We start from the raw sequence: 18,897 nt of genomic DNA, 5'->3' as shown, positions 1-18,897 counted from the left end.
TATTATAACCAGACGTTTGAAACATGTATCCGGTAATATATAAGTTTGGACCAATCACGCTTAATAGTTTTGGTGCGATGCTTGTTTTGGCTTTTCTGACCGCAAGTTTTCTATTAGAAAAGGAGTTAGAAAGAAAGAAACTTCCCATTGAAGCGGGTTCAACGGTAACCTTGATATCGATTTTCTTAGGAATTTTAGGGTCAAAACTATTTCATCTTTTTGAAAACTTTTCTCTTTTTTTAGATAACCCTTTTGAAATGATATTTAATGCGTCAGGGCTAACATTCTACGGGGGCCTTATCTTGGCGATTTCAGGCAATGTGTATTATCTTAAAAAAAACAACATTCCCTTGCTCCCATTTTTTGATGCTGCTGCACCTTCATTAATGATTGCTTACGGAATTGGAAGAATTGGTTGTTTGCTTGCTGGTGATGGATGTTATGGAGACCCTACACTTTCTCAATTCGGGATGACTTTCCCTAATGGAATTATCTCCACGCTTTCGTCTGTTAATTTAGAGTTAGCTCAGCGTTTTGCTGAACTTTATCCAAAGGAACCCATCCCAAAAGATATTCCTGTTCATCCAACTCCTATTTATGAATTCTTTTATTCTCTTGGTATTTTCGGATTTCTTTGGTTAATAAGAACAGCTTCTTCACCTGCCGGAAAATTATTTGCGATTTACCTTATCTTGCAAGCTGCTGCAAGATTTTTCATTGAGTTCATTCGCCTCAACGATCTTTTTTTATTTGGATTTACTCAAGCACAAGTGATTTCAATTGGTCTGTTTCTTTCTGGGTTAGGGATGCTATTCATTGTTAGTAAAAGACCTCATTGGGAATCTTTACCGGATCCTGTAAAAAAGAAAGTTGCAAAAAAGAATTAATGACTATTCATGACAGTACTAGTTGAGTTGTATTCAAAAGATGGATGCTGCCTCTGTGATGAAGCCAAGGAAGTCTTGCTTCAAACCCAAAAGAGTATCCCCTTTTCTTTTAGAGAGATTAAAATTCAAGAAGATCATCACCTAATTCAAGAGTTCGGATCAAAAATCCCAGTGGTGTTTATTAACGGGAGAATGGCTTTTAAGTATCATGTTTATGAACTTGAGTTAAAAGAAAAACTTCGACGTGAACTTAAAACTTAATTTTTACTCTCACCTATGAGTTTTGTCAATTCACCAAAGTATGTCGCAATCGAAGGCGTTATCGGTGTTGGGAAAACAACTCTTGTCAATCGTTTAGGACAAAAGTTGGGGAATTGCAGAATCGTTCTCGAAGAGTTTGAAGATAACCCCTTTTTGGAACGCTTTTATGAAGATCGGAAAAGATTTGCCTTTCAAACTCAAATGGCATTTCTAACAAGCCGATACAAACAACAACAAAACCTCCGTAATTATGATTTGTTTTTTGAGTACCTCATTTCTGATTATATCTTCGATAAGGATAAAATATTCGCCTACCTTAATCTCCAAGAAGATGAACTCCATTTGTATGATACAATCGTAAACTTTATGGATAAAACCATTACTCAACCCGATTTGGTTGTTTATTTACAGGCATCACCAGAAAGGCTCATGAAAAACATTCGTAAACGTAGCCGTTTAATGGAAAAAAGAATTGAAGAAGAATACATTCGTGAGTTACATGATTCCTATAATTATTTTTTCTTTCGATATAAGAAAACGCCTCTGCTTATCATTAATGTTACCGATATTGACTTTTCTGATAACGAAAAAGATTTTAATTATGTCTTTGATTTAATTTTCAAAAAACACTACACAGGCACAGAGTATTATAATCCTGACAGGGGCTCGTTTTAATCTTTTGTAATATTTATGCTTCGATTCATTGTTTTTTTGGTTCTCGGTTTTGTCTTCTTCTTTTTCTTCAGACTGTTATTGTCTGCGTTAAGGGGAGGTTTCCATATTTCAGTCAGTAAGGTTAAGACACAAAACACTCCCCCCAAAAAGCAAAATATAGACTCAGTTAAAGAAGTAGATTTTCAAGAAATTGACAGCAAAATTGTAAAGAAAGAAGAAAACCTTTAATGGATAGTTCATTTAAGATCTCTATAAGGCCGCGCAGGTTAAGAAAATCGTTCCAAATTAGACAACTTGTTCAAGAAAATCGGTTACACCCTTCTAATTTCGTTTTTCCACTATTTCTTGAAGAAGGTAGTAAGATCAAGAACCCCGTAAAGTCTATGCCCGGTATTTTTAGATTCTCAATTGATACAGCACTTTTTGAAATTGAAGAATTATTGAATTTGGGTATCTGTGCAGTCGATCTCTTTGGGATTCCGAACGCTAAGTCTGATGATGGGCACACTGCTTTAGACCCTAACGGAATCCTTCAACGTTCGATCAAAGAATTTAAAAAGCATTTCCCCGAACTCTGTATCATGACAGACGTCGCATTAGACCCTTTTACCGAACACGGGCATGATGGTATTGTTAAAAACGGTGAAATACTCAATGATGAAACCGTTAGCGTTTTGTGTAAGATGGCGCTTTCACATGCAGATGCTGGGGCAGATTTTGTTGCTCCAAGTGACATGATGGATGGCCGCGTAAAAGCGATAAGGGACACCTTAGATTCTTACGGGTTTTCTCAAACAGGTATTGTTGCATATTCCGCAAAGTATGCCTCTTCCTTTTATGGACCTTTTCGTGATGCACTAAATTCCTCCCCAAAATTTGGTGATAAAAAAACCTATCAAATGAACCCTGCAAATTCTCGCGAAGCTCTTCGTGAAGTATCTCTCGATCTTCAAGAAGGTGCTGATATTATCTTGATAAAACCGGGTTTATCATATCTTGATATTGTAAGTCAAGTACGAAATTTTATTGACTTACCACTTGCGGTTTATAATGTTTCCGGTGAATATTCTATGGTAAAAGCAGCTTCGGAAAAAGGTTGGATTGATGGAGAAAGAATCATGATGGAGATGTTGCTCTCTATGAAGCGTGCGGGAGCCGATATTATTTTCACATACTTTGCCAAAGAGGCCTCTCATATAATAAAAAGGGGGTATTGATTCATTTTGTTCTCAAATGATAAAGGGCTCCGAAGAGCCCTTTATCATTTTAAACCTTCAATTAAAATTGAGGATTTGGAGTAGGCGTTGGACTTGGCGCTGGTGTCGGTGCTGGTGTTTCCGGAGCTGGACTTGGCGCAGGCGTCGGTGCTGGTGTTTCTGGTGCCGGACTTGGCGCAGGCGTCGGTGCTGGTGTTTCTGGTGCTGGACTTGGCGCAGGCGTCGGTGCCGGTGTTTCTGGAGCTGGACTTGGCGCAGGCGTCGGTGCCGGTGTTTCTGGTGCCGGTGCCGGACTTGGGGCAGGTGCTTCTTCTACTGGCTTTTTAGATTCATTCAGTGCGCGTCTTATTTGTTCAAGATTTGCTTCAATACCTTGACGGCGGCGTCTGAACTCTTCAATTTTTCTTGCAATTGTTTCTTTATCTTCATCAATTTCTTGAATTTTCCTAATCAATGAATAAGAATCCTGCGATGATGGCATTACTTGACCATCAGAGAATTCATCAAATCCACCACTTCCACCAGAATAAGTCGTATTTCTGAAAGTCGGGAAATTCATTTCAAAACCAAGAATTCCTCTCCAATTGGTGTAAGGAACTCCTGTAATTGCTGAGGGGCGAGGAACAATACCGTTAATTGGGGAAAGAACTGTTGTTGATTCTGAACCGCCACCCACGCGATATTCAAAACCTAATGTTATGGAAAAACTACGAGAAGTTCTAAATTTCATCGCAGCTGATAAGAAAGATGCATTGAGTCTTGTATATGCATTTACTGGTGGTTCTGTTGCAAAAGACCAACCCCAATACTCAAGCATCAAGTCAAAATTTTGAAAAGGTATTTTTGCACCAATAGCATAATTTAGAGATGTGGTCGAGGCACCTTGATTGAGCAATTCACGGTCAGAAACATTTGCCAAATTACCGCCAACATCATTAAAGTTGTAAAAGCCAAAATTTGCAGTAAAACTTATCGATTCTTGTGGGAATATCTCGTCTAAGTAATAAGACAAAAGAACATTACCACTATATTCCACACCACCAGCAGAGTATGGGTTACCATAGGAATTCCAAACACTATTACCACCAGTTGGAACCATTACTGAAAGCAACAATCCAGCATAGATATTATCAGAAAAAAGAGAGATAGAACCCACTTTTCCTACTAAAGTAACATTATTAAGGAATGAACTGAACTTGTCACGATGGTTAATATCTTGATAGAGCATCGCATTTAAGCCAAATTGAACATTGTCAAGTAATGAGTAATCGGCGTGTAGCGATGTTCTCACTAATGAGTGAGCGACTGGGATTCCATTATTTCTATAAGCATCAGGTAAAAAGTTAAAATCCGTTCTGCTAAAAAAAGCATAGCTACCAGATCGTTGAATCAACGCTTCTTGAGCCTGAATCAATCTTCCACTTGCCGTATAAGTGTATTGTGCAAATGTTGAGCTAACTGTTAATACAAGCAGTGAAACTAATAACAAAAACTTTTTAGTATAATTTTTTGACATAAAGCGTTGATATTTGTTATTAAAAATTTATTTAGGTTCGTTTGTTGAAGGTTGAGAAGTCCCTTGTTGACTTTCTGCTTGACGCAAAATTTGCCTTAAGACTTCAAGATTTTGTTCTATTTCTATTCTTCTCCGACTCAATTCTTCTTTTCCTTTGGTTGTAATGGCATCATCCTTACCTCCGGGCCTGTAATTTTCTTCCAATTTGCGTAAAATTATCATAGCACCCTGAGATGTTGTTTCGGGCAGAAGAACTTCTTCTTCAGTTGAGCCAAATCTGGTGGTGCTTGCAGTTCCGTTACTGATATTGACTTGAATACCGATAATGGCTCTCCACTGTGTATAATTGATAGGGTTTGCTCCGGGCCTCTGAATGATATCATAAAATGAGTTGTAAGAGGTTTCATCTTTATTACCCGATAGCAAGTAATCAATTCCCAATGTTAAAGCAGCCGTTTCAAGTGGCCTCAATTTTAAGCCAACAGTGATAAAAGATAAATCTTCTCTTGTATAGGCTTGAAGTGGTGGCTTGTTTACAAACGACCATCCCCAAAATTCAGCCATTAACTCTACAGAAGAAGTTGGAAGCCTAAAAGCTAAAGCATAATTCAGCGCTGAAGCAGAGGCTGAAGAAGGCAACGGATTTGAGTTATTTGAGATGTCTTTACCGTTATCAAGAAAGTTATAATAACCTAAATTTAGGTTAACGCTAAATGATTCTCTAGGGAAAAGTTCATCGGTGTAATAGGATAAAATCGTCATAACTCCGATTTCAGTCCCACCAGCTGTGTAAGGATTTCCATAAGAATTATAGACACCTGAACCTAACGGAATCATTAAACTTCCTAAAAATCCAACATAAATATTTTCATTAAATAGAGGGAGAGATGCGTACTTCGCAACCAAAGTGATGTTTTCAAGGAAACTGCTTTTGGTATCAAGATGGTGAACATCTTGATAAAGCAAAGCCGCTCCCGAAACTTGTAAATTTTGGAAAACCACATAATCACCGACGGTGATATTTCTCATTAACCATTGTGGAACAGCTCCCCCAAACCCATCTCCATAAGCACCCGCTACCGTATTAAAGTCAAAGTGATTATAAATTGAAAACGCCCCCACATTTGGAAGATATGCTTCCTGAGCTCTCATCAGCCTTCCCCCAGATGTAAGTACATATTGAGAAAAAACCTTCTCTGTAGTAGAAGAGAAGAGAAACAGAATTAAGACAACTTGTAAAAATTTCTTCATAAGACACTTAGAGTGCAGTTTGTTAGGTCTGGAAGCAATAGTGTAAAATAGTACTTTTTTTTGTTTCAATAAAGGCTTCTTTTAAAAAAATCAACGATTTCTAAGCGTAACGAGAATTAAAGTAAAATTCATTAACCCAAGAATTGTTTGTAAAACAAAGTTAAAATCGCGTATCAAGTTTAGAGTTCCACCCGGTACAATGATTGTGTCTCCACGAAGCAACACTGGAATACCGGACATATCACCAGTCTCAATAAACCTATCTATATCAACTCTTAATACACGCTCAACAATTGTTGTGTCTTGATTTGAGTAACGGATGATACGGATTTCATCAAGCTTGGCCTCCCGATCTGGCCCACCAGCAACAGATAGCAAATCGATAAGGTTCGTTACATATGAAATGTAATGCTTTCCCGGCCGGCCTACAAAACCCCATAAATTTACATCAATTTGAACTCCCTTTGCCTGAGTAAATTGATAAACTGTTGGTCCTGCTGAGAAATCAACTCTTGGGGTTGAAACATCTTGGTTATTGCCAAAAGCTTGTGAAAAAATTTTTTCCGGTTGAACAGTAATCAGCAGAATTACAAAAAAAGGGATGGTCAGTTTAAACTTTTTCATTGAATTCAATTTTATGATGATAAAAAACCTATCGTATGATAAAAGGTAAGGCTTCAGAAGCTGATCCAAAATTAAGCTCTCTTCCTCTTGGATAAAGAAACACACGCCAACGATACTGCCTGTTTCCTGATTGTATTTTCTTAAAAACACGAATCCCTTCGTCAAAAGAAAGTTGTGTGCGAATCGTTCTAAAGTCAATCCTAAGTGAATCTGTAAACAAAAAGGTTGATTTCTGGTATCCTACTGCCATACATTCTTCTTCAATAAAGTTTTCAGACCCATTAAATTCGTAGACTTTAATAACATAATATCCACTGCTGACATTAGGTTTGTTCCAAAAAAAAGTTATTATACTATCACTTGGTAAATCTATAACATTTTTTGGGCCTAAAAGAGAAGGTCTTCTTGTTAATCGGTAACTTTCGGTGGTCGATAGATTGCTTTGAGTTCCAAATCTTGAATACGAGGCAACTTGATAATAATAAGCTGTATCAAGACCAACCTGTGTATCAAGAAAAGTAGTATCCCCGCCAATAACCTGAGTTCCAATTGGAATTTCGCGCAACAATCTGAAGTTAACAGGTCTTCCCCCTAAAGTATCAACGGTTCTAAATACACGATAACCTGAGATATCTCTTGAGTTAATGTTTTTCCATTCAATATAGATTCCATCTCTGCCATAGGCAGGCCTTATTCCTGTTTCGATTCTTGCAGTATCTGAACTCTTAGGGATAAATTCGGGAGTTGGTGGAACCGGTGGGTCGGCAGGTTCAACACATGCAGTTAAAAACAAAGTAATGGCATAGTAAAGAACTAACAAAACTTTTGTTGAGATCATCGATTCGAAATTTAAAACGGTTTTATATACTCTTTTGGAAGGTTTCATTAAAAGAGTTTTGCTAAATTCATCGTAAGACCTACTCTATGCGGACCTCCAAGATCATTGGCTTGATATGCATAATCAATATAAACCGCCTGAATAATCGCTATTCCTGCGCCAATAGTAAAGTTACCTTCTAATGTTCCAGCCCTTAGTGTTACTATATCTTGGAACTTATATTCAACCCCAATCGAATTTTCACCTTGATATTTGCTATTGAAAGTATAAGAGACGAGAAGTGAGCTGGATATAAAATTCAGTTGTTGCTTGTAAGATAAATTCACAAGAAACGATCTTTGTATGGTTGACCGTGTTCCTAAAAAAGTATTCCAAGAAACCGGCGTGTTAAACAAATCTCGAATTGTAAAACCCAAAGCAAAATCCCCAACAGCTTGTGTCTTAAAGAGTTGCCCTAAGTTCATCTTAAATAGTGTTCCTAAATCAACACCGATTCCACTTCCTCGGTAATCAACATTCGGATTCCCGCCAAAGCTTTGGTTGATATACTTAATCGTAAGACCAATTGGAATCTCGATTGGCACCTTAAAATATTGCCAACCAAAGTCAACTTGACTTAATAGATTTTTACCAAAGGTTAAAAATAGCGCGTCATCTGCGTTATTAAATTCACCTAAATTAAACTCACCATTTTTTACTCGTTGAATGATTTGATCAAACCCTTGTGTCGGGTCAATTGCTCCTGTTAATGGAATATTTGAAACACTGTTTCTAATCCAATTCACTGAAAATCCAAAACCACTTGAAAGTTCGTGAGAGTATCCAATATGAAAGTAATTTGAAAGAGGGCTTCCTATTGTACCAAATTGATTTGAATACATCGTAGAAATCACATTTCCTTTTGTTGCAGATACAGCAGCCGGGTTCCAGAAGAATGCTGTTCCGTCAATGTTATCGATGGGTGTAAACTGACCGCCTAAGGCTAATGCGCGTGCCCCCAAAGGGATATCTAAAAATGCGGCCGTGTATTGATAATCATCACGAACGGTTTGAGCTTCAATTTCTATTGAAAGCGCCGCTAAAAAAAGCAAAAACAATCCACTTTTTCTGAAGACAAAAACTTTTGATAACATAAAATAGATCATCCTCTCGGGTACGAAACACTTGGAAAAATTGAGTACGATTTTCATCTTACTTTAGCTGCTTTTAAGATTTGCTCAAAGCTTCTGCCTTGATAAGTCGCACGAATTCTGATGTAATAAACACCATTCGCAACTGGTGCACCATCTTTATCTTGACCCGTCCAGATTACGATTTTAGCACCAGTGCTATTCAAATCTGTAGAAGCTAAATTTTCAAGTATAAAGCCTGTAGCCCCAATTTCGCCGTTTCTCAAAGAATTAATGAGCTTTCCGGCAACATTATAGATTTTGATTTCAAGAACCTCGGCGGCTTGCTCTCCGCTAATCTCGTAAACAATTCGTGTTTGTTCCTCAAATGGATTTGGATAAACCCCATACACATTCAAGTTAAACTCTGTTTGCACCTGAAAAAGCATTGGTTCAGTTCGGGTCTCATTAAGATTTGCGTCGTTAAAAACAAATATTAATTCATGAGAACCTTGATCAAATTCATCATCATATACTACGCCAATTGTATTAGAATTGAATGATGCTTGAGGTATTAAGAGTTTTCCTTGAACTGCTTCCGAACTATCGCCATTTCGAATCACTTTCATTTGCCGTCGATCAACAAAAACCCCATTTTGATCTTGAATCGTGGCTGAAACTCTTGGCCTTTTTGGAGCCGGGCCATTTGGTAAATAAACCTGTCCCTCAATACCTAGCGTAACAATTGGCCTTTGTAAATCCGTCGTATGCATCAGTGCAAATTGACCTAGTTCGTTGACTTGACATGAAATTGTGGTATCGTTTAATCTCTGTTGATCAGGAATTTTTAACCACCTCTGAAAAGACGAATTGTAAATAAATGCATAAATGTTAGACCTGTCTGCGCTAAATACATTTTTGGCAATGTTAAATGTAAGTGTGACAGGTTTTAACAAAGGTTCAGCAGAATCTGAGGGTGAAATTTGAAATGCTATTGGATTGAAAGGATCGGATTGAAAAGGGACAAATTGATTGTCGGGCTGCAATATTTTTACTGGGTTAACAATTTTTGAAATTACAGTTGCTTTTGACAATTGAAATGTTGATGGTTCAAACTTAACTGTTAAATCTCCCGCAATCGAAATCGTCGTTGAAGTTAGATCATTTATTGTTTGAAGGGTGTAATTAATCGGAATTTGATTGGATAAGTTATTCTGATAACTTTCTTCATAACTCATACCGGAAGTATCTGCTAAAACCCTTATCCCGACATTCAGTGTGGAAAATAAATTAAGTGTGTCAGGAACTGGGATTGAGGCTCTAACGCCTGAGGTTTTGGTTGGGTCAAAAGCCGGAAGAGAAATCGTGTCAATTCCCAAAAGAATCGGGTTTGTTCTAAGGGTTGGTGGCTGTGATGTTTGTCTATTGATAACCGAATTATGATAGAAATAAACTAACGCCTTTTGAACTTCAGTTCCTTTCCAATTAAAGATATCAGCTCCAATTCTCGGTTTTCCATTTTCCATATAGAAACCAATTGTTTGGTTATCATAGTATTGGATTAACCCAGTTCTTGCTTTTGGAACCGCTGAGATGTCATTTGGATTGCCGATAAATTCAGATGAGACTTGTGATATTTGCCTCGTTCCGTTTCGAAATAACTCTGCATAATAAATGATGCGGTTGGAAAAGTTCATAAAGGCGGCCGGGATGGAATCAACCGCTATAAAGACATTCTGAGATCTGCTTGTCGAAAAGCTTCGGGTATAGATGAGGGTATTTTGATTTAGGTTGGTTGCACTTGGCCTGTAAATCTCAGAGACAATTCTGACACTATCAATTGGCTGACTAGACTCTGCTTGAACTGAAAAGGTTATCGATTTATTTTGCGCCTCTTGAATTGTTAATGATGGAATCACCTTTTGAATTGCCGTTCCCTGCAAAATAAAGGGTACTCTTCCCGAGATATCGGAAGGTTGCACACCATCTGGCTGAGCAGTTGAGCGAATGTAATACTTGAACTGCCCGCCTTTAAAATTTTGAACATTTGTAGCAGTAATCGTTGGAGGCTGAGTAATTTGAATAGCAAGCGTATCGCGAAACACGCCGCCAACGATTTGCCCTATTTTTCCTGAACGAACGACAAATGGTTGGAGTTGTACCGTAACATCAAAATTGTCTTGATCCGAAATTTTTGCAAAACCATTGCCTTCCGTAATACCCGGAATTGATCCGGTAATTCTTAATGAGTCATTTAACGCGACAAGGCTTGAAACTGCTTTAAGATTTGCGGTATTCGCTCCGCCTGAAAGTGAATTTCTGCTTCTTGTTACCCCTGCAGAAGCAAGCCTCAACGCAGGATCTCCAAAAACGCCGTATTGATACATCATTGAGGGTGCGATGTCGATGTCTGTGTATTTATACTGGAGGTAATAGCGTGTCTTACCTCGAAACAGCATATCACCGATTGAAAGCCCTTGATACTGGTCGGTTAATAAAAATTCAAAGACTGATTGGGACATCAGAAAGTCATTTCTGTACCAACCAAATCCCGCCGAAGCAATAACCCCAATCGAACCGACTCTTCTTGATAAAGTCAAAGCTTGAGAAAGCGTGTAGGCACCTATTCCATCGTCAAAAGCGCCTGTAAAGCAGGACATACTTGTAACGAATGGCAAGGCAGTGGTGTTGGATAGCCTCGAGACATCACCGAGTTCCATAACTTGACTATCGCTCCAAACCGCGCCCCCTCCGTGACCGATAAAGTTTAGGACCAAAGACCCATCGTTATTCATCAAGTTTCTTAATGTCTCACTGTTTCCAAGATGAATGTCTAGTTGCGGGTTAGATGGAAATCTTCCCTCACCTGTGTTGATTCTTGAAACAAAAAAATTGCGACCTAAATTTTGCCGGATAATTTCATCGGTTTGGATAATCTTATTATCGTTTGGATCGTTAAAACTGGTTCTACCCGCCTCTCCAGCGATCATAATCACTCGGTTTCGCCACTCTCCGGTAACAGCGTATTCTTCGTATTGCTTAAGCTTTTCTAAATAATTCGCTACATCTCCTGTGTTTGATGCCGCGATTCGTGAAATCTGCATATCAGGTAGGAGATCTAATTTTCCGGATTCATCTGTGCCATCAATCATGACATACCACGCATCAGCTGCGGTCGCTCCAAATTCAATGGTTTGAATTCTCATTGTTGGAACAAGATTCCCGGAATTTTTGATTCGGAAGGCACCCCCAATTAAGAGGACATAAATTGGAGATTCACGCCATTCGTGATAGGCATAATCAAGAAAATCTCGAATTGCTCTTGGACTTTTAATACCATAATTAAATTCATCGTAGATACTTTCTGCTGTAACCACCAATACTCTTGAACGCTCGCCAAGTTGTGCTAAGCGTTCCTCTCGGTATGTTTTATACTGAAAAATGACATTGCGAGAATCGTTAAAATTTTGCTCGCCAATAAATTTTGATGAGGTAATAATGATAAAACTGTAGTCATTTGTCTTATCAACCAATCTCACACCGGGCTCATAAAGATTTGAAGGAAGCAATTTTTCAACACGAAGTGGAAGCAATTTTTCTGTTTGTGGAATAGCGTCATAAATTACGTCATTTGGGTTGATGACATTATCTTGAAAGCGAATTCGATAAACTTGTTTTTCTATTCTTGTCGCAGAGCCATCTGGGTTTTCTATAATTTCAAAGTAAGGCTCTACAGTAAAGTTATTCAGGATACCAACACCTCTTTTGTAAATTTGAATATTCGGTGTTGTAAAACCGGTAATCAAAAATTCGTATCGACCCGCTGCGCGTCCAACAGGGATTGAAAAAGAGATTTTATCGTCAAATGCCTGATAGGTTCTTGGATATGAAATATTGAACCAATTAACAAAAAAAGAACGGCCTTCTTCTCCCGGCAGTACGGTCGAATTATCGTCCTGATTGGCAACTTGAATTGTTTTGATTGTATCATAATCTCTTCGAACACCCACAAAAAACTGACGGGCTGAGGTGACAAAGTTATCAATCTTCAGTTCTTGTGACTTTGCGCCATTTCCCCAATTGGTTTGACCTACAACAACGCCTCCCAACTGTAACACTGCTCGATTCTGTGGATTAAAGCGTGAATCGTAGCTTAAGCCGTGATAGGCAACTTTGATGCGGATAGAATCATCGGCGACATCCGCTAAGCCGGGAAGTTCAATCGGAAATTCCCGTTGCGAATTTAGAAATACCGCATCCCAAAATGCTCGGTCGCGAAAATCGCTTTCGTTCCTCGTCCTCTTATACTCTGTGGTATTGAACCTCGCGAACGCGCGACTGAGATTCTGTTCAATACTTTGGCTTGGTACAAGTCCACCTAATCCGCCAAGGTCTTCTTCGAAATGAAGGTTCGATCGAAAGGTTTGTGTTGCAAGATTAAAACCTCTTGCTACAGGATTCCTCACTTCCACGGGAATTTCAACAAGCCTTAAACCTCTATTGGTGTTGTTCAAACTGGGTTCCCAATACAAGTAATAGATGTTTTCATCGGAATAGGGATCGGTGTACATATCAGGCCGTTGGGAATCGGCAAATTTTAACGCATTTTTTTCGCCAAAAAACTCAATAAAGTCATTGCGATTAAATGCCCCATCTTGCTCACCTTTTACTAAAATCGGAATTTCAATTCCCTTATTAAACAAGCGTAAGGTTCTTGGGTCAGCCGTGAAAAAATCTGCTGTAATGCTTCCGCTCCTTAAATACTCTTGGAATTCAAAAAACCCGATACGATAAATTCCATCTTTATCGGTAATAATTTTTGCTTTTGGTCGAACCGGTAACGAAGAAAGTCCGGGAATTTGAGAAACCGGAAGATTTGCAATACGATTTTTACCTTCTCCAAGATTTGGGGAAGCCATTTGAATATTACCTTTTGATATACTTTGTGAGTAAGGTAATTTCTTTCTGGGTTTCGATTTTAAGATTGATTCTTCATCGATTCCAATTGCGATCTTATCGGACTCTGCGAGATCAAAACTTACTTCAACCGTCACGGTTTTTGAAACGGTTACCATTTTTTTTCGGGGATCATAACGATATGGTGAAACGGTAATTGTTGAAATTGGAACACCCCGCATCGACCCACCAAAGAAAAATGAAATCTCTTTTTCGGGAAATACATTGAATTCTTTTTGTCTTGATTCTCTTGAAACCGGTTTAGGCTTAGGTCCATCATTTCCGATTGGGATATCTTCAAATTCCTCGGGATGAAAGGTTAGCGAAAGCGGTAAGGATTCAAGATGCTCTTTCGAAACAATTTTTACTGAGGTGATTTTTCCTTGAATGATATATGAAAAAGAAGGGACATCGTATCCGATACCGGAAATTAAGTGATCAACTTTAGGCAAGCCAAGCGTTTCTTCAATTTTATCTGCGACACCCTTTAGCTTTTTGTAAGGAGAAGGAAAATTAAATGTAAGAATTGAAATCCCTTTCGACTTTTGCTTGAGAGATACAAGCGTTGGTTTTGTTTCACCGGTTGATTGTGACGCAAAACCTTCATCCAAAGTTTGAGGAAGTGACGACTCCAATGGGTTGGTATTTGTATTTAAGGGATTCTGAGCTGGACGATTTTCTTTTAATTCGCTTTGCGAATACACATCGCTTTGATTTAAAGCGATAAAAAGAAAAATTGCCAAAAAAGCAAAAAAAACTCTGTTCACGTTTAGCTTTTCAAAATAAAATGAATTCATTCTTGCGGATTCAATAATTCGACTTAAAAGAAATTGAAGCGAAATCTTTGGCTTATTCTAAATTAACGACAACCCCGACTTAATGTCAATGCCATCTCTTTGACCTGTGTTTTGGAACAAAAAATTCACACTAAAGCACGGGATTTCCAACCTACATTTTGCCGTGGCAGTTTTTATACTTCTTCCCACTGCCACAAAAACAGGGATCGTTGCGCCCCGGGGTTTTTTCAACTCGGATTGGTTCTTGTTTTGGTTTTTCTTCTTCAGCCACATCGGCACCACTTTCAGAGGCGGCCGCATGCGAGGCCGCAATGCTATATGCACTTTCAGCTGCAACATGTTTTGCAACTAATTTATCTTTTCTAACTCGTGCGCGAATTGAAATATCAGGAACTGATGCTGCTTTTCCCTTCCTTGCCCCGTCATCATTTGGGACGACCGGAAAGAGTTTAAAAGCCAATGAGAGCGTATTCTGTTGAATATTATCCAACATCTCTACAAAAAGTTTGAAGGCTTCTTGTTTGTATTCTAACAGTGGATCTTTTTGTCCATAGGCTCGGAGGTTAATCCCTTCCTTAAGATCATCGATATCGCGGAGGTGCTCGCGCCACGCTTCGTCAATAACACTTAGGACCGCAAACTTTTCAATTCTTGCCGTATAATCCTCACCAATTTGGTCTTCTTTTCGCTTGTAAAACTCAGCACCTGCATGATAAATCTTTTCGAGAACGCCTTCTTTTCCAATTTTTTGATACTCTTGTTCTGTAAGGGGCACATCAACAGAGAGTTCTCTGAGAACCGTTTCTCTTAAAGCAGTTGAATTGAACTCTGCGAAATAAGTTGAAGCGATACGCTCTGCATATTCATGAAGCATATCGAAGATTTCAATTCTTAACCTGTCTTTGAAAAGCGCATCTCTTCGGCGAGCGTAAATAATTTCTCGTTGTTGATTCATGACATTGTCATATTCCAACAGTCTTTTTCGAATTCCGAAATTTTGCTCTTCAACTCTCCGTTGGGCTCTTTCAATTGATTTTGTAAGTAATGGGTGTGCCAGCACTTCACCTTCTTGATAGCCTACCTTTTCCATATACGATGAAATCCGGTCGGAGCCGAAAAGGCGCATCAAATCATCTTCAAGTGAGACAAAAAATTGGGTAACACCGGGGTCACCCTGACGACCAGCTCGGCCTCGCAGCTGTCGGTCGATTCTCCGTGACTCATGCCGCTCGGTTCCTAAAATGAATAAACCTCCGTTTTCCTTTACTCCTTGACCCAATTTAATATCGGTTCCACGACCAGCCATATTGGTCGCAATCGTAATTGCCGAGCGTTGACCGGCTTGGGCTATTACCTCCGCTTCCCTTTGATTTTGTTTCGCATTTAAGACATTATGCTTAATGCCTTTACGCGTGAGCATTCTTGAAATAGTTTCTGAAACCTCGACACTAGTTGTTCCTACCAAAACCGGTTGACCATTTTCGCGCAGTTCGTCTATTTTATTGATAACAGCGTTATACTTTTCTCTTCTAGTTTTATAAATCAAATCATCATCGTCTTTTCTGACAATTTGACGATTGGTGGGAATGACAACGACATCGAGTTTATAAATTTCAAAAAATTCGGAGGCCTCTGTTTCTGCCGTGCCTGTCATCCCGCAAATCTTTTTGTAAAGTCGGAAATAATTTTGAAGGGTTATCGTCGCCATTGTTTGAGTTTCGCCTTCAATTTTTACACCTTCTTTCGCCTCAATTGCTTGGTGTAAACCATCGCTGTAACGGCGGCCAGAAAGGATCCGACCGGTAAATTCATCGACAATTAAAACCTTGCCATCTTGCACAACATATTCATCATCGCGTTCATAAAGAGAATAGGCTTTTAGCAATTGGGAGACATTGTGAATTCGCTCTGAACGCTCTGAAAAGACACGATAAAGTTCATCTTTTGCTTTAACTTTTTCATCGTCAGAGAGTTCATTTTTTGAATCGATTTTTGCAATTTCCGAACCGACATCCGGCAGGAGGAAAAAATCTGAATTTGATTCTGAATCTGTTAGAAAGCCTCTTCCCTTTTCAGTAAGGTCAATGGTGTGAAATCGCTCTTCAATAGCATAATAAAGTTCTTCATCCACCTCATGCATTTTTCTCGCATTGTCTCTGAGATATTCATTTTCAACAGCCTGTAACAATTTCATGTTTTGAGGTTCTCCAATGACCTTGAGATATCTCTTATTCTTGGGTTGTCCTCTTTTTGCACGCAATAATGCAAGCCCTGCTTTGAACTCCCATTCTTTATCGGCTTTCTCTTTTTCAAGAATTAATTTTTCTGCTTCAGCCAATAATTTCCCGACCAAGTTTTGTTGGCTTTTTACCAAACGATCGACTTTTGGTTTGAGCTCCGCATATTTATCGGAATTGGATTGAGGAACTGGTCCTGAAATAATGAGTGGCGTTCTTGCTTCATCAATCAAGACTGAATCGACTTCATCGATTATGGCATAATTAAACTTACGGTGAACAACATCAACTTTATCAGTCGCCATATTATCGCGGAGATAATCAAAACCGAATTCATTATTTGTTCCGTAAGTGATATCGGCTGAGTAGGCTTGGGCTCTTTCAGAAGAATCCATATCAGAAAGGATCACACTGACTTTAAGACCGTGGAATTCGAAGACGGGCCGCATCCACTCAGAGTCGCGTTGGGCGAGGTAGTCATTGACAGTGACAATATGAACGCCTTTACCGGTGAGTGCATTTAAGAATGTTGGCATTACAGCAACAAGGGTTTTTCCTTCCCCGGTTGCCATTTCAGCAATCTTTCCTTCATGAAGTACGATACCACCAATCAATTGAACATCATAAGGAATCATTTCCCATACGATTTCATTTCCGCCGGCCATCCATCTCTTTCCAACCAGCCTTCGGCAGGTATCTTTGACAATCGCAAAAGCTTCAGGAAGAATTTCATTTAGAACTTCTTCTTCGTTTTCGTGTAGATCTTTTTCGAGGGATTCAATTTCTTCTTTTATGACTTGAACCTCATCAAAAGTCAGATCCAGATTCTCAAGTTCCTTCTTTTTAGAAACTAACTCTTCTTCAATAGAGGAAACAGACTCTTGAATATGTTTTTTTAACGCCTCACTTTTGGAACGAAGATCATCATCGGAAAGAGAATTAAGTGTTTCATAAATTTCATTGATTTCGTCAACAATCGGGCGAATTCGTTTAACATCCTTTTCGTGTTTTGAGCCAAAAATTTTCTCAAGAAACTTAATCATTTGGTCGTCTCAAGTGTTTAAAAGTGGTTGCAATCAAATTTTTTGAACGGCAAATATCGTAAAAAATTCGCTATTAAAGGCGTTCTATTTCTCCAACGCTTTACCAGCGTTGCATCTCAATGCATGAGAAATTAAATGTGAAAATTTGCTAAGAATATTCGAGCACTAATTGAGCGAAAGGAAATTTTTGAGAATTTTCTTTCCTTCCTTTGTCATAATTGACTCCGGGTGAAATTGCACCCCAAAAAGTTTCAATTGCTCACTTTCGATTCCCATAATCATCCCATCTGTTGTCCACGCGGTTATACTCAACGTTGATGGGCAAGTTTCCCTTTCAATAATTAAGGAGTGATAACGTGTGGCTTCAAAAGGGTTTTCAACCCCACTAAAAATCCCTTTCGAAGAATGGCTAACTTGAGAAATTTTTCCGTGCATTGGCTTTGGGGCGCGAATCACTTTTCCACCCATTACTTCCCCAATTGACTGATGACCCAAGCAAACACCCAGAATTGGAAATTCTCCCTTAAATCGATGAATCAACGGCATAGAAATCCCCGCTTCTTTTGGGGTACAAGGTCCCGGAGAGATGACAATTTTCTGTGGTTTAAGTTTTGATATCTCATCGAGAGAAACTTCGTCATTTCGTTTCACGATAATCTCAGCTCCTAATTCAGAGAGATACTGAACCAAATTGTATGTGAATGAATCGTAATTATCAATTACTAAAATCATCGTCTTAGAATCTTTTGTGTTTAACTGTTTTCAAAAATGGATTAGCGAAATTTCATGAATTCAATTATTGACAGTGCCTGAAATACAACTTTAGAAAATTAATTGTTTCACGAACAGGTCTCATATAACTCTTTCCAACACCATAGATTGTTTGAATGGGTACAAACTGCACCTTAAAACCTTTTTGTGAAGCGAGGATAAGAAATTCAGTTTCGAACATATAACCATTTTCGGAGCAAAGAGGTAAAATGGTTTTTAAACATATTTTATTGATTAATCTAAATCCACACTGAGCGTCTTCAATGACTTGTCCGGTTAAACGGCTCATCATTCGTGAGGTTGTACGATTTGAAAATTGTCTTAAAAAGGGCATTTCACTCTCTAATTGAGTGAACGACGCTTTGCGGGAACCAATGATAATATCAGCGGTAGAACTTGCAGCGAGAAACGTTTGGATATCATTTGGGTCGTGCTGCAAGTCGCTATCTAAAGTTAAAACCGAAGTTGCGTTATTCTCAAGCGCGAAAGTATAACCGGTTTTGAGTGCGGCGCCTTTCCCTAAATTTTTTTTATGATGAATTACTTGAACATCAATTGAATTAAGTTTTTCAACCGTTTGGTCATAAGATCCGTCATTAACACAAATGATGGTATAAGGCGGTGCATCTTTCAATGCGAATTTGATTCGCTGAAATAGTGTATGAATCGAATTTTCTGCGTTATAGCACGGAATAAGAATAAATAAAGACACAGA

The 18,897-nt window shown here is 38.7% G+C and carries 13 protein-coding genes; 4 read left to right on the top strand and 9 right to left on the bottom strand.

Annotated features, from left to right (window positions below):
• Positions 1–23: 23 nt before the first annotated feature.
• The 4 genes from SFU91_00460 (at position 24) to hemB (ending at position 3,040) form a co-directional block, all read left to right on the top strand.
• A complete protein-coding gene (locus tag SFU91_00460) occupies positions 24–887 on the top strand; it encodes a prolipoprotein diacylglyceryl transferase (protein MDX2127490.1) in 864 nt (287 codons plus the stop codon).
• 9 nt (positions 888–896) lie between these two features.
• Positions 897–1,148, top strand: coding sequence for a glutaredoxin family protein (locus tag SFU91_00455; protein MDX2127489.1), 252 nt, complete (start codon positions 897–899; stop codon positions 1,146–1,148).
• 15 nt (positions 1,149–1,163) lie between these two features.
• On the top strand, positions 1,164–1,823 hold the full coding sequence (locus SFU91_00450) for a deoxynucleoside kinase (GenBank protein MDX2127488.1): 660 nt from the start codon (positions 1,164–1,166) through the stop codon (positions 1,821–1,823).
• Between the two features lie 227 nt (positions 1,824–2,050).
• On the top strand, positions 2,051–3,040 hold the full coding sequence (gene hemB / locus SFU91_00445; GenBank protein ID MDX2127487.1) for a porphobilinogen synthase: 990 nt from the start codon (positions 2,051–2,053) through the stop codon (positions 3,038–3,040).
• A gap of 61 nt (positions 3,041–3,101) precedes the next feature.
• Here hemB and SFU91_00440 read toward each other — a convergent pair whose 3' ends face one another.
• From SFU91_00440 to SFU91_00400, 9 genes are all read right to left on the bottom strand, one after another.
• The gene (locus SFU91_00440) at positions 3,102–4,529 is read right to left on the bottom strand and encodes a hypothetical protein (protein MDX2127486.1); all 1,428 of its coding nucleotides are present in this window, start codon (positions 4,527–4,529) and stop codon (positions 3,102–3,104) included.
• Positions 4,530–4,583: 54 nt separating this feature from the next.
• Positions 4,584–5,807, bottom strand: coding sequence for a hypothetical protein (locus SFU91_00435; GenBank protein MDX2127485.1), 1,224 nt, complete (start codon positions 5,805–5,807; stop codon positions 4,584–4,586).
• Positions 5,808–5,897: 90 nt separating this feature from the next.
• Complete coding sequence (locus SFU91_00430; protein MDX2127484.1) at positions 5,898–6,431, bottom strand: hypothetical protein; 534 nt, start codon at positions 6,429–6,431, stop codon at positions 5,898–5,900.
• Between the two features lie 28 nt (positions 6,432–6,459).
• Positions 6,460–7,269, bottom strand: coding sequence for a hypothetical protein (locus SFU91_00425; GenBank protein MDX2127483.1), 810 nt, complete (start codon positions 7,267–7,269; stop codon positions 6,460–6,462).
• A 47-nt stretch (positions 7,270–7,316) separates the two neighbouring features.
• Positions 7,317–8,402 carry a hypothetical protein gene (locus SFU91_00420; protein MDX2127482.1) on the bottom strand — a complete coding sequence of 362 codons (1,086 nt, stop codon included), beginning with the start codon at positions 8,400–8,402 and terminating at the stop codon, positions 7,317–7,319.
• 53 nt (positions 8,403–8,455) lie between these two features.
• Entirely contained in the window at positions 8,456–14,131 is a 5,676-nt protein-coding gene (locus SFU91_00415) for a C25 family cysteine peptidase (protein MDX2127481.1), read from the bottom strand.
• Between the two features lie 151 nt (positions 14,132–14,282).
• Positions 14,283–17,411 carry a preprotein translocase subunit SecA gene (gene secA / locus SFU91_00410; GenBank protein ID MDX2127480.1) on the bottom strand — a complete coding sequence of 1,043 codons (3,129 nt, stop codon included), beginning with the start codon at positions 17,409–17,411 and terminating at the stop codon, positions 14,283–14,285.
• Between the two features lie 165 nt (positions 17,412–17,576).
• Positions 17,577–18,143 (bottom strand): aminodeoxychorismate/anthranilate synthase component II, encoded by a 567-nt coding sequence (locus tag SFU91_00405; GenBank protein MDX2127479.1) that lies wholly within the window; start codon positions 18,141–18,143, stop codon positions 17,577–17,579.
• A gap of 64 nt (positions 18,144–18,207) precedes the next feature.
• Complete coding sequence (locus tag SFU91_00400) at positions 18,208–18,894, bottom strand: glycosyltransferase family 2 protein (protein ID MDX2127478.1); 687 nt, start codon at positions 18,892–18,894, stop codon at positions 18,208–18,210.
• Between the last annotated feature and the right edge of the window lie 3 nt (positions 18,895–18,897).

It is taken from the genome of Chloroherpetonaceae bacterium, from assembly GCA_033763895.1.
GTDB lineage: Bacteria > Bacteroidota > Chlorobiia > Chlorobiales > Thermochlorobacteraceae > JANRJQ01.
Note: the sequence above shows the minus strand (reverse complement) of the source record. Positions and strands in the feature narration are given on the sequence as shown.

Excerpts from the sequence above, each read along its gene's own strand:
- SFU91_00460 (MDX2127490.1), top strand. The coding sequence starts at position 24 with ATGTATCCGGTAATATATAAGTTTGGACCAATCACGCTTAATAGTTTT.
- SFU91_00455 (MDX2127489.1), top strand. The coding sequence starts at position 897 with ATGACAGTACTAGTTGAGTTGTATTCAAAAGATGGATGCTGCCTCTGT.
- SFU91_00450 (MDX2127488.1), top strand. The coding sequence starts at position 1,164 with ATGAGTTTTGTCAATTCACCAAAGTATGTCGCAATCGAAGGCGTTATC.
- hemB (MDX2127487.1), top strand. The coding sequence starts at position 2,051 with ATGGATAGTTCATTTAAGATCTCTATAAGGCCGCGCAGGTTAAGAAAA.
- SFU91_00435 (MDX2127485.1), bottom strand. The coding sequence starts at position 5,807 with ATGAAGAAATTTTTACAAGTTGTCTTAATTCTGTTTCTCTTCTCTTCT.
- SFU91_00430 (MDX2127484.1), bottom strand. The coding sequence starts at position 6,431 with ATGAAAAAGTTTAAACTGACCATCCCTTTTTTTGTAATTCTGCTGATT.
- SFU91_00425 (MDX2127483.1), bottom strand. The coding sequence starts at position 7,269 with ATGATCTCAACAAAAGTTTTGTTAGTTCTTTACTATGCCATTACTTTG.
- SFU91_00420 (MDX2127482.1), bottom strand. The coding sequence starts at position 8,402 with ATGTTATCAAAAGTTTTTGTCTTCAGAAAAAGTGGATTGTTTTTGCTT.
- SFU91_00415 (MDX2127481.1), bottom strand. The coding sequence starts at position 14,131 with ATGAATTCATTTTATTTTGAAAAGCTAAACGTGAACAGAGTTTTTTTT.
- secA (MDX2127480.1), bottom strand. The coding sequence starts at position 17,411 with ATGATTAAGTTTCTTGAGAAAATTTTTGGCTCAAAACACGAAAAGGAT.
- SFU91_00405 (MDX2127479.1), bottom strand. The coding sequence starts at position 18,143 with ATGATTTTAGTAATTGATAATTACGATTCATTCACATACAATTTGGTT.